General features: G+C 35.1%; 12 protein-coding genes. 4 read left to right on the plus strand and 8 right to left on the minus strand.

Annotated features, from left to right (window positions below; translation table 11 throughout):
- Positions 1-8: 8 nt before the first annotated feature.
- A complete protein-coding gene (locus JZO69_RS07525; protein ID WP_207112273.1) occupies positions 9-428 on the minus strand; it encodes an ArpU family phage packaging/lysis transcriptional regulator in 420 nt (139 codons plus the stop codon).
- A gap of 424 nt (positions 429-852) precedes the next feature.
- Here JZO69_RS07525 and JZO69_RS07530 point away from each other — a divergent pair, with 424 nt between their 5' ends.
- The 4 genes from JZO69_RS07530 to JZO69_RS07545 all read left to right on the plus strand — a co-directional run bounded on the left by JZO69_RS07530 (position 853) and on the right by JZO69_RS07545 (position 4,100).
- On the plus strand, positions 853-1,230 hold the full coding sequence (locus tag JZO69_RS07530; protein ID WP_207112274.1) for a helix-turn-helix domain-containing protein: 378 nt from the start codon (positions 853-855) through the stop codon (positions 1,228-1,230).
- A 4-nt stretch (positions 1,231-1,234) separates the two neighbouring features.
- On the plus strand, positions 1,235-1,912 hold the full coding sequence (locus tag JZO69_RS07535; protein ID WP_207112275.1) for an ImmA/IrrE family metallo-endopeptidase: 678 nt from the start codon (positions 1,235-1,237) through the stop codon (positions 1,910-1,912).
- A 389-nt stretch (positions 1,913-2,301) separates the two neighbouring features.
- Positions 2,302-3,432, plus strand: a complete 1,131-nt coding sequence (locus JZO69_RS07540) for a baeRF6 domain-containing protein (RefSeq protein WP_207112276.1) — start codon at positions 2,302-2,304, stop codon at positions 3,430-3,432.
- Positions 3,433-3,899: 467 nt separating this feature from the next.
- Positions 3,900-4,100, plus strand: coding sequence for a cold-shock protein (locus tag JZO69_RS07545; protein ID WP_010760878.1), 201 nt, complete (start codon positions 3,900-3,902; stop codon positions 4,098-4,100).
- A 128-nt stretch (positions 4,101-4,228) separates the two neighbouring features.
- Here JZO69_RS07545 and icd read toward each other — a convergent pair whose 3' ends face one another.
- The 7 genes from icd to JZO69_RS07580 form a co-directional block, all read right to left on the minus strand.
- Positions 4,229-5,506 (minus strand): NADP-dependent isocitrate dehydrogenase, encoded by a 1,278-nt coding sequence (gene icd / locus JZO69_RS07550; RefSeq protein ID WP_207112277.1) that lies wholly within the window; start codon positions 5,504-5,506, stop codon positions 4,229-4,231.
- Positions 5,503-6,648, minus strand: a complete 1,146-nt coding sequence (locus tag JZO69_RS07555) for a citrate synthase (protein ID WP_207112278.1) — start codon at positions 6,646-6,648, stop codon at positions 5,503-5,505. The genes icd and JZO69_RS07555 overlap by 4 nt, the downstream gene beginning before the upstream one ends.
- 183 nt (positions 6,649-6,831) lie before the next feature.
- The gene (acnA, locus tag JZO69_RS07560) at positions 6,832-9,540 is read right to left on the minus strand and encodes an aconitate hydratase AcnA (protein ID WP_207112279.1); all 2,709 of its coding nucleotides are present in this window, start codon (positions 9,538-9,540) and stop codon (positions 6,832-6,834) included.
- A gap of 504 nt (positions 9,541-10,044) precedes the next feature.
- On the minus strand, positions 10,045-10,560 hold the full coding sequence (locus tag JZO69_RS07565; RefSeq protein WP_207112280.1) for a hypothetical protein: 516 nt from the start codon (positions 10,558-10,560) through the stop codon (positions 10,045-10,047).
- A gap of 1 nt (position 10,561) precedes the next feature.
- The gene (locus tag JZO69_RS16615; RefSeq protein WP_347401578.1) at positions 10,562-11,647 is read right to left on the minus strand and encodes a toxin C-terminal domain-containing protein; all 1,086 of its coding nucleotides are present in this window, start codon (positions 11,645-11,647) and stop codon (positions 10,562-10,564) included.
- Positions 11,648-11,900: 253 nt separating this feature from the next.
- On the minus strand, positions 11,901-12,116 hold the full coding sequence (locus JZO69_RS07575; protein WP_207112281.1) for a hypothetical protein: 216 nt from the start codon (positions 12,114-12,116) through the stop codon (positions 11,901-11,903).
- A gap of 24 nt (positions 12,117-12,140) precedes the next feature.
- A partial coding sequence (locus JZO69_RS07580; protein WP_207112282.1) for a T9SS type A sorting domain-containing protein occupies positions 12,141-12,816 on the minus strand: 676 nt, incomplete at its 5' end.

Here is a 12,816-nt window from a genome sequence, read left to right on the forward strand (position 1 = left end):
TAATAATGTCACTTTTCTATCAATAATTTCCCACTTTCATATGATTCAGCGAAACAAATCATTGCCTTATCTAACTCTCGATAAAATTTACTTTCACTCATATGATGCTTCATGTAAATTGCAATATTGGTAGTAAAATTTCGGTCCATATATTTGTCGTATAATAGCTGTCTATCATATGCATCCAGTTGATTGATGGCATCTATAATCTTTACTAATTCAACTTCAGCAAGATATTTTCGGTCGATTGTGTTTTCATTTTTTTGTATGAATCGTCCGTCTGTTTTGTTCATCTCAAAAGTGTAAGCAGCAGTTATTTTGGGTGAATGTTTCTCACCAGCCATTCGGACTAACGCACGATATGTTTGTAGTAAATCATGAACATTTTTCTTGGTTTTCTTTCGATCAATTTCGGGAAATAGTAGCATCTTTTATCCTCTCCTTTTTTATTCACTGTTTTATTGAACTTTTGATTTTAATAATTCTTCTGGTCTTCTTAACTATTTGTCTGTCTGCTAAATTTAACTAATAAGGTAAAATTTTTTGTTTTTGGGTAGATATTATTCTTTACTCCTTTCTTTTTATCGTTCCTTTTTAGTGAATTAGCTAATATATAATAAAATCGTTGACTAAAAATAGCATTTACGCTATCATATAAGTATAGTTAAATAAGCTCTGTTCTATTTCCGCCGCTTTCTTTCTTAGAGAACGATCGCTAGAATGGCCTTGCTTAACTATTCACTGATAAATTAGCTTGTAAGAACATAATAATAGTTTATAAGCTAATTGTCAACAAAAAATAGCTTAAAGGCTAATATTTTCCTCATATAAGCTTATGAAAGGTTGAAAAACATGAGTTTAACTTACAGAATCAAAGAATTGGCTGATAAGAAAAAAGTGACTTTTGCTGAAATCGAACGAAATGTCGGGATATCTAATGGTCAAATTCGCCGCTGGGATAGTTCTTCGCCCAAAATTGAAAATATCCAAAAAGTAGCTGATTATTTTGACGTTTCTACGGATTATTTATTAGGAAGATCGAATGTTTCTTCTATTGAAGAAACGGCTCAAGAAGAAAAGCTTTCTTCTCAAATCATGTTTCGGATGAACACAGAGGGTTTGTCTGAAGATGAAGTAGATGAATTGAAAGATGAAGTGGATCGTTTTCTTCGTTTTAGAAGATCTGAAATCGAACGTGAACGAGAATTAAAACAAGACGACAAGGCGTGATTGGATGACAGAGCAAATTGATGAATATCTTAGTTTTTCAGATAAAATAAACGATTATATCTCAGCGATAATGGTCGCAAATAATATCGGTTATGAAAATTACGACTGTTCTTATCTTTGGGATTTCGTAAAATCTAAGGGAGTTTCAATGCGCAGTTTTCCATTTGATGGTGTCGCAAGAGATCGTATTTCTGGTATGATCGTTAAGGACTCTTTAGAAACAACGATTGGCTATAATCAAAATATGAGCGAAAAAAGAAAGAATTTTACGATCAGTCATGAGATCACTCACTATTTGTTTCATATGACTGAAAATGAGACGATTTTTACTGATACAGATCGTAGTTTGCACTATTCGTATAATGAAGTGCTTCATGAGTTTCAAGCAAATATTGGTGCTTCTGCAATTCTTATTCCAGATGTCGTTTTGTTTCGTTTTCTAAAAGAAGGCTGGAATTTATCTCAACTTTCAACCCATTTTAGAATCTCAGAAAGCGCCCTTTATATTCGTTTGATCCATACGATGCAGGCTAATTTTGGCGTTTCTTATATTGCAGCTAAAACAAATGCGGATGCTATTCGGTATAAGTTTAGCGGTAAAGGGCAACATGCGGCTGTTGAATTGGGAACAAATTTAGAAGCACGGTTATTTCGAACGAATCGGTTTATTGAGGCGTTGTGATAAAAAAAAGAGAGTGAAACTAAAATCAGATGTTTTATGCTGATCGTTTCCCTCTCTTTTTGTGTAGTTAGCTATATTTTATACAAAAAAACCACCACGACCGTCGTCTGTGGTGGAAATGAAGGTTGTTATTTACTCTTGGTAGGAGTAAGTATGAAAAACCAATTCGGGATAATTGGCATGAGGACATATTAGCATCTCTATTTAAAATAAAAATGAACCTCTATTTTGTATTTCATAAAAAAACCATGAGGAATTACTCATAGAACAACATTTTACGTTTCCCTTTAGATAGTATTTTTCCAAACCATATTAGTTCCAACATTTATATGCCTGTGCTACACTTTTATTAGTAGCAATAAAATGTTTCATTACAGGAGGAATGTATTATGTTAGACCAAGAAAAAGACAATTTATCTGTTCTATTCTCTGACGAAGTTCAAGGTCCCTTTGTAACATTTATTCTAAATACTCATGTCGCTCATCAAGATGTCGAAAAAGATTCTTTATCGTTCAAAAATTTTGCGAAAGCTGCGAAAGTCCGTTTCGAAAAAAAATATACCGATTTATCTTGGGCACCATTCCAAGATAAAATCGATGCTTTACTTGCCGATTCTTCTTTTTGGCGAAATGCCACAAAAAGCGTATCAATCATCATAAGTGAGAAAGATATTTTCATTCACCGCTTAAATGTACTTGTCGACAACCAATATTATGTTGACGATCGTCCTTATCTTTTAGGCATCATTAAAAACAATCAATTTAACTATCGTTATTATTTAATGGCTTTAAATCGTGATTCTATGCAACTTTATTTCGTTGAAAATAATCGAGTACAAGCTGTTGATTTACCTGCTGATGCACCGACTGATTTAGTTAGTACTTTAGGTGATGAACTAACTGGCGGCAGTATGAACTACTCTATTCAAGGCGGTACTGGTTATAACGGTTCGTCTAAAGAAGGCGTTGCTTATCACGGAGTCAATACAAAAGATGAGGAAGTAAAAATTGACTGGACAAACTATTATCAAGCAATCGATAATTATTTAAAAGACACATTTGTCAACTCCGATAACTTGCCAATTCGTCTATACGCTTTACCAGAAAATCAAACATTATTTAAAAAAATAGCTAAAAATCCTTATCTAATAACAGATGCGTCAGTCCCTCTTTCTCCTGCACAAGTTTCTTTTCAGGATATCGAAAAAGGCGCACATAAAATCAATCAAGAATTAGAAACAATCGAAACAACCGCTTATAATCAGCTATTAGACAAAAAATTTGTCGATCAGCTTGTTGATATCGTCCCTGCATCTGATGAAGGAAAAGTATCTCATTTCTTCATATCTACTGCTAATTTTGTGAACGAAACAACTGAAATGTCGACAGAAGAATTTGACCGTCGAAAAGTGTTGAATAAAGTAACAGACAACGTTCTTAGAACTGGTGGAAAAGTGTTTGTATTAGATCAAAAAGCTTCACCAGATGAAAAAACATTGTTAGCTGTCCTACGTTATTAACCGATTAATGGACAAGAGCCGCTCAACAGATACGTTGAGCGGCACTTTAATTAAGTGGATTAAATATTTTCTTAGCTATAAACCATGTGTAAACTATCTATTAGTAAGGATAACCTTATTCTCATCTAAACAATCTGAACCCTTCCTACTTTCAAATCTATGCAGCTCCAAGGCTGCGCCTTCGGAATAGATTTCTACGATATAAATCTATCATTACTTTCATATCTAACGCTTAATACTTCTATACTATAACAGAAATAAATTTTTTTTGACAATTAATCTTCATTTCTTAACAAATTTTTATTTTTAAGAGAGATATCACTAGTCAAGAGTGCTAAAATATGCTATTATAAGAGAGTAGTTTTTGGTCGGTAATATATGTGTAGCTGTTTCAAATAAACATCTTCCACATTTTCACCTTTCAAGTAATTGCAAAATATGTGTTTAACACAAGGAGGATTTTTATTATGGAAACAGGTACAGTAAAATGGTTTAACTCAGACAAAGGTTTTGGATTTATCACTGCAGAAAACGGTAACGATGTATTCGTACATTTCTCAGCTATCCAAGGCGACGGATTCAAAACTTTAGAAGAAGGTCAAGCAGTGACTTTCGACGTTGAAGAAGGCCAACGTGGTCCTCAAGCTACTAACGTTAACAAAGCGTAATTAACTTAACTTTAGTAAATTCAAAACCTGACGAATAATCGTCAGGTTTTTTTATACAAAAAAATGTGTGTGGGACAAAAGTAACCTCGATAAATAAGAAGTTAAACACTTCTGTCCCATCCACATTTTTAATTACTTTCAATCAGTCTAATTAACTCTTCTCCAAATCTCGAACAGCTCAATAAAGTTGCTCCTTGCATTTGATCTGCAAAATCTTTAGTCACAGTTTTATTTACTATCGCTTCTTCAATGCTTTTAGTAATCAACTGAGTGACCTCTGACCAGCCTAAGTAATCAAACATCAATGCACCCGATAATAATAACGATGAAGGATTCAATTGATCTAATCCAGCGAACTCTGGCGCTGTTCCATGAGTCGCTTCAAAAATACCATGTCCCGTTTCCAAATTCAAGTTTGCCCCAGGTGCAATCCCCACACCCCCAACTTGTGCTGCTAGAGCATCTGAAATATAATCTCCATTTAAATTAAGCGTAGCAATCACATCATACTGTTCAGGATGCAATAAAATATCTTGTAAAAAGATATCTGCGATTCGATCTTTAATAATCAATTTCCCTGCGCTCTCTGCTTCTTGTAACTGCTGATCTGCTTGTGCTTTACCTACTTCATTTTTTATTTGCAAATAGTTTTTCCAAGTGAAAACTTTATCTCCAAATTCTTTTTCAGCTAGAGCATACCCCCAGCTTTTAAATCCGCCTTCGGTGAACTTCATGATATTACCTTTATGGACCAACGTTACTGATTTACGTTTATTTTTTAGCGCATGTTCAATGGCGCCTCGAACTAAGCGTTCCGTTCCTTCTTTAGAAACAGGTTTAATACCAATTGCTGAGGTCTCTGGAAAGCGAATTTTATTTACACCAAATTCTGTTTTTAAATAAGCAATTATTTTTTCAGCTTCTGGGCTTTGAGCTGGAAATTCAATACCTGCATAGATATCTTCCGTATTTTCTCGAAAAATCATCATATCGGTCGTTTCTGGATGCTTTAATGGTGAAGGTACCCCTTCAAAATATCGGACTGGTCGGTAGCAAATGTATAAATCTAATTCTTGTCTCAACGCTACATTTAATGATCGGAAACCTCCACCAATCGGTGTCGTCAACGGACCTTTGATTGCTACAAGATGCGTTTTGATCGTTTCTAATGTTTCATCTGGCAACCAGCTTCCTGTTTCGTTAAATGCTTTCTCTCCTGCTAAAACTTCATGCCAGACCACTTTTCGGGTTCCTTTATAAGCTTTATCTACAGCTGTATCAAACACTTTTTTTGCAGCTTGCCAAATTTCTGGACCAATCCCATCCCCTTCAATAAAAGGAATAATTGGAAAGTTAGGAACCTCTAGTTTTCCGTTTTCCAACACAACTTTCTCTCCATTTTTCATGCTTCCATGCCTCCCGAATGTAATGTCGTGTTCAAATCACTATATTTCAACTGCTTTGGACCAATATAATGTGAGCGTGGTCGTATTAGGCAATCTTCTTTTTTCTGTTCATCAATGTGGCCTAACCAGCCAGAAACTCGACTCATCGCAAAAATCAACGTAAACAAATCACTATCAATATTCAGGCAATGATAAACCGTAGCAGAATAAAAATCGACATTTGGAATCAAGCCTTTGGTCTCTTTTAAATAGCGTTCAACTTGGCAAGATAAAAAATACCACTGCTCTTTTTGGGTCAAAGTAGTTAGTTCTTTTGCCAATTTTTTTAAATGTTTTTTTCTTGGATCTTCAGTTTTGTATACCCGATGACCAAAGCCCATAACTTTTTCTTTACGATCTAACTTTTGATTTAGATACTCTTCCACATTTAAATTTTCAGAATCAATTTCCTTTAACATGTCAAATACTTTTTCGTTGGCACCGCCATGTAGCGGTCCTTTTAAAGAACCAATCGCAGCAGTAATGCATGAATAAACATCTGACAACGTAGAAGCACAGACTCGAGCCGCAAAAGTGCTGGCATTTAAATCATGATCCGCATGTAGCACTAACGCTTGATTCATTGCCGCAACTTGTACTTCATCCGCTTCAACTCCTGTTAACATATAAAGAAAATTTGCCGCCATTGACAAATCACTTCTCGGAGGAATTGGATCAAGCCCTTTTCTCAAACGTGCATACGCTGCAATGATTGTCGGCATTTTCGCTTGTAAAGAAATGCTTTGCTGATACGCCGATCGTTCATCTGTCTCTTCTGCATTCGGATCAAACACACCTAATAATGAAATCGTTGATCGCAAAACACTCATTGGGTGAAGATTCTGACGTGTTTGAATTTTTAAACAAGTAATGATCGTCTCTGCTATTGGCATTTGAGCAGATAAGTCTCGTTTAAATTTCTGTAATTCTTGATTTGTCGGTATTTTCAAATACCATAAGAGATAAATAACTTCTTCAAACTGAACATTTTCAGCTACTAAATCATCAATATTATAGCCTGCAAACAACAGCTGATTCTCTACGATCGAGCTGATTTTTGTTTCAGAAACAACAACACCTTCTAAGCCTTTGTGAATCTCCATCCAAGTACCTCCTTATTTTAGGGATCGTTCTGTCTCGACTGAAATATAGGAACTGATGACTGAGGTAAAGAGCACCTCAGTCATCAGTTATCTTTTTTCCGAAAGACTAGCCCATCTAGCTAGAGATAAGTAAAATAACAACCTTCATGTCACTTTATCTCATATTTTTTTTCTTAGTTAAAATTAACTTTGAAGTTTCTTACGAATCACCATCGGCAAAATTCCACCGTTCTGGTAATACGTGATATCAACCGCTGAATCAAAACGAAGAATCGTTTCAAATTGAATTTTTTCTCCATTTTGTTTAGTCGCAGTGACTGTTACATTATCTAAAATGCCTTTTGTTTCATCAATATCAATGTCGAATGACTCAGTTCCTGTTAGTCCTAAGCTATCCGCATCTTCACCTGATTTGAATTGTAACGGCAAGACACCCATCATCACTAAATTAGAACGATGAATCCGCTCATAACTTTTGGCAATTACAGCTTCCACACCAAGCAACTGCACGCCTTTAGCTGCCCAGTCTCTTGATGAACCCATACCGTAATCATCACCCGCAAGAATGACTAATTTAGTGCCTTGTTTCTGGTAGTTCATCGCAGCATCATAAATCGCCATTTTTTCTTTTGTTGGAGCAAATACAGTATATCCGCCTTCTGTACCTGGAACTAACTGATTACGAATCCGAATATTGGCTAGTGTTCCTCTCATCATCACTTCATGGTGACCACGTCTGGCTCCATAAGAGTTAAATTCGCGAACTTCAACACCTCGTTCAATCAGATATTGACCTGCTGGACTATTTTTTTGAATACTTCCTGCTGGTGAAATATGATCTGTTGTAACCGAATCACCAAATTTTGCTAACACAGCTAATTGTTTTAAAGGCTTTCTCGGTTCTCTTTCTTTCGTCATTCCTTCAAAATAAGGCGGATTTGCAATATAGGTAGATGTTTCTTCCCAAGCATATAAAGCTTCAGCATCTGTTTCAATCTGATTCCATTCTTCATTATCACTAAAAACCCGTGCATATTCTTGTTTATACAATTCAGGTGTGACACATTGATCGATCAACGCTTGAATTTCGTCTCTAGTCGGCCATAAATCATTAAAATAAATTGGAATATCATTTTCGCCAATTCCAATCGGTTCGTTAAACACATCAATATCCACAGTTCCTGCTAAAGCGTATAAAACAACTAAGGGCGGAGAAGCTAAATAATTAGCTTTAACTAGTGGATGGATACGTCCTTCAAAATTACGATTTCCGCTTAAGACACCTGATGTTAGCAAATCATTTTCTTTGATGGCTGCTTCAACTTCAGGTTTTAATGCTCCTGAATTTCCAATACAAGTCGTACAACCGTAGCCAACTAAATGGAAACCTAATTGTTCTAAATAAGGCAATAAACCTGCTTTTTCTAAATACGCTGTCACAACTTTTGACCCTGGAGCTAAGGAAGTTTTTACATAGTTTGGTACATTCAAGCCTAGAATTGCAGCTTTTTTAGCTACTAAACCTGCGCTTAACATCACGAATGGATTAGAGGTATTCGTACAAGATGTGATTGCTGCGATTGCCAGGGCACCTGGTTTTAATTGATGATGAACGTCGTCCAAATCTAAACTGATGCTTTGTTTCTGCTGCTCTTCAGAAAGACCAAATCCTTGTAATCCTTCTGGCGCTTTCACAGCTTGTTCAAACGCTGTTTTCATTTTTGACAAAGGAATCAAATCCTGTGGTCTTTTGGGTCCTGCTAGGTTTGCTTCGATCATACTTAGATCGATTTCGATCACTTTTGTATAATTAGGTTCTTGATCGTTTATCGGATCATAGAACAATTGATTTTCTTTTAGATAGCGCTCAGCTATTGCTACAGCTTGATCTTCCCTTCCTGTTAGTCGCAGATAACGAATCGTCTCATCATCTACAGGGAAAAAGCCACATGTTGCTCCATATTCTGGCGCCATATTTGCTACTGTCGCCCGATCAGCTAAACTTAAATGAACTAATCCTGCGCCAAAGAATTCGACAAATTTCCCGACAACTTTTTGTTCTCTTAATACTTGAGTCACTTTTAAAGCTAAGTCTGTTGCTGTCGCTCCTTGGGATAGTTCATTGATGAAACGGACGCCAACAACTTCTGGAATAGGAAAATAAGACGGCTCACCCAGCATACTGGCTTCAGCTTCAATTCCACCAACACCCCATCCCAAAACACCTAGTGCGTTGACCATTGTTGTATGAGAATCTGTCCCAACTAGTGTGTCAGGATAAAGTAAAATTGTGCCATCTTCTTGTTTATTTTGCGTAACAACAGATGCTAAATATTCAATATTAACTTGATGAACGATCCCAGTTGCAGGAGGTACGACACGATAATTATCAAAGACTTTTTGTGCCCAACTTAAAAAACGGTAACGTTCTTGATTGCGTTGAAATTCCATTTTCATGTTTAATTGTAGCGCTTGTTTCACCCCAGCAACATCCACTTGAACTGAGTGATCGACCACTAAATCAACTGGGACTTCTGGATTTATTTTAGTGGGATCTCCGCCGAAATCAGCAATTGTTTTTCGTAATGAGGCTAGATCAACGATTGCTGGAACTCCCGTAAAATCTTGTAGAATCACTCGAGCTGGTTTGAATGGGACTTCACCTTTATTTGGCTGATTTGGAGACCATTGCGCTAGTTGATCAATATGTTCTTTTGTGATCCCGTTATGATTTATCTGCCTCAACAACGATTCTAATAGCACACGAATACTGTATGGCAATTTATTTATGTATTGCTGTCCAGAGCTTTCCAATGATGAAAGTGCATAATAGTAATATTTTTGATGATTCATTTCAAAATACGTTTTTGCTGTTTGTGTTTTGGTGGTCAAAACCATCCCTCCCTGATTTAATCTTTTTTGATACCGTCAATGCTGTATTTCCGCAATTATACCTACATAATTAGGAAATGTAAATATATCGACTTGTAAATCAAGTTACATTAACTGACATCATAAAGTGATATCTATGTCAGATTGAAAACATCTACATAAAGAGGTTTATTTTGAAAAACTAATTTATTCCTATACAAAAATTAGTTGTTACACATATTTAATACATTTTATTTTAATCATAATGCAATCGTTTTATTTTGAAAATGCATATAACATTTAACAGGAAATTACTTACTTATTACAGTGAGTTTTTTTAGTTATTTACCGTTTTCATGTTAGTTGAATTTTTATTTTATTTTTCTATGAATGGTTAGTATAATCTTTGATATAAAAAATGTTACATGATTTAGTGGTTGTTCACTAATCATGTAACAATTTTTATGAATTACCTCTATAAAAATTTATTTCTTTTCACTCAACTAAATATTATTTTAAAAATACTTAGTCTTCAATATATGGAGATTCAATATTTTCCAGGTACAATCCAGATTTTTTAATTAACTGGTTTGTTTTTGGTAAACTACTTTTCACTCCAATATACATATAATAATCATAACCAAAATGGATAAAAAGATTTTCACTAACAAGTTTACACCAAATTGTTTCTCTAAGAATCAATTTTAACAACATGCTAATTTGTGAACTAGAGACAATTAAATCATTTTTTAAAGAATTGTATAATGACTCTAACTCATTCTCCGTATTTTTATAATGTTCTTTAAATCCAATCTTTTCTAATTCTTTAATTCTTAATGTCTCAATTTTTAATTCGCTCATTGCAGATAATACAATTTGTGTGTAGGCATTTTCTATAGCTAAATACATGTCCATAGTCAATTGAACACCATTAAATTCTTTTCCAATATCCGTAATTGATGTCCACTCATCTTTCAAATAAACACCTTTACTATTTCTATATTTTGGATTATACTTTGTTACTCTCCAACTGTTGTACATTTTAATCTCCTATTCTTTTCAAATCTTTATCATAAGTTCCACTTCTAGTTTTTTTACTGCCTAGTCCTTCTAAAGTATCTGCACCTTTCCAAACGCCTCCATTATGAGAATCAACATCTGGAGTGATATATTTGGGATTATTTTTTTTATTTTTAAAAACTGGTTGCCCATGTGATTTTTCATTTATCTTATCATATCCTAAAGCCTTCGCTGCATCACTTGCTTCTTTTGAAGTTACTTTTGATATACTAGGATCCCACTGATGTCCATTACTCATATTCTTAGCCGCAGAAATAACCATTGCACTACCTTGTACAGCCGCTGCTACTGTGACAGTAGTACTGACAGCACATATCGTCAAACTTGCGCCGCCTGTAAATGGTGCTCCGGCAATCCCCATTAAGTTTCCGCCTACTAAAAACATTCCCGCACCAACTAGCGTGACTGCTCCTTGAACGAGACTGATTGCATCTCCTACATATAATCCTAGCACATATTCTTTACTTTTTCCTTGCCAATCTTTCAGATAGCCTGTCCGATCTGTTCCAAAGAGTGCATCTAAGATTTGCACCCCACCTGTATTGATTGTCCATTCTGTTACTAAACCTTTCATAAAATCTAGAACTGAGAAAGAGCCCGGTAAGAGTAGGGAGCGAGCGCCAAATCGTTTATAAAAGAATTGTGTTAATTCGGGACTAGCTACTCCGTTTAGATGAACTTGCATACTCATTCCCACTTGAACTAATTCAATCTGATTTTCGTTTCTCTGTACTGTATCGATCAAGAGCTTATATTTTGTTGCTGACTTACTGGCTATTTTTATATAGTACATACCGGGTAGGAATGTTCCACTTACTTTATGATTTGTTGTTTCCCAAGTTTTACCAATCATCTTTTTGTGATTTTGATCATAAACTTCGATTGTTGTGGGGGCTGAATGGGCTAAATAAAATTCTAGTTTTTGTACGTCAGATACTTGGAATTTATAGTATTGGGCGCCTTTTACATCTGACAAATCATCCTGCATAGTTTCATTTAAGGGTAAGTTTATGGCGTCTTCAAATGCATCTTCGCCAGTAAAACTCACTTGATAGCTGCCACGAACATTGGCATTTTTTCCACGAGCTTTAACATAATAGATACCTGGGGTTAATTTTTTCGTTAGAGTATTTTTAAAGTCTCCACTGATTGATTCTTCCTGATCATTATATAACTGTCCAATGACCTCTGTATCACCAGATAACTGAATGTTATATTTTCCATGCTCATAACTTGGAATAAAGATTTTAAAATAATCTTCGTCTCCTGCATACTTAGAAACCTCACCAAAATCAATTGTATCAGTGATTTTTTATTAGCAACTTAGCTTCTTTAAAATTTCTGTTACTGTCATTAGAAATATTTTGTTCATTGATTTTAAAAGAAAAGTTTCCTTGTGTTTTTACTTCTAAATAATACTTTCCTACTTGAAGCTCTTTGAGTATTTTTGAATCTAGTGCTTGTCCATTATGATTTAATGTGGTAATATTTTTTTGATTCTCATCTAATAGCGTCATTGTTCCGAATAAATCTGATTTGAATTAGAATTCATGTTCACGGAAGACAGTGCCTTGTGGTTTATCCCATACAAAGAATTCATATCGTTTGATTTGCTCTTTATCTGTGGCCCCTATTGATCCAGAATATGAACCTGTTGAATTGATACGGATTGGTTTTTGTTTTAATGTTTCTTCTGTGTCTATTCGAACAGAATAAGAACCTACTTTACTGTCCGCATAACCTTTGACTTCTAAATAGTATATTCCTGGTCTCAAATTTTCTTTAGTTATCTTAAAATTTCTATTACCATTACTATCATCATCACTTGCCACTACCTCACCTTCACTGGTGTATAGTGTACCGTAATTATCAAAATCACCGGTTGCATACATTGTATATTTATCATAGCTTGTTCCTGTTTGGCGTTCTGGCACTTCAATTCTGTAATAATCTTTGTCTCCTTTAAAGTCGATTCCTGCAGGATAATCTTTGTTTATTGGTAGAAGTGCCGCTGTTCCATGATCGTAATTCTCATCTTGTCCTAACTCTCTATCTACTCTAACCACATATGAACCCGTGCCTGTATTCCTAAGCTCTCGTACTTCTAAATAATATATCCCAGATTGTAAATCTTCTTTGATTATTTTGAAATCTCTATTACCATTTCCATCATCGTTGCTTTCTATTACTTTTCCTTCGCTATCATATAATGTCCCG

Origin of the sequence: Candidatus Enterococcus ikei (assembly GCF_017316105.1) — a bacterium.
GTDB classification, from domain to species: Bacteria; Bacillota; Bacilli; order Lactobacillales; family Enterococcaceae; genus Enterococcus_L; species Enterococcus_L ikei.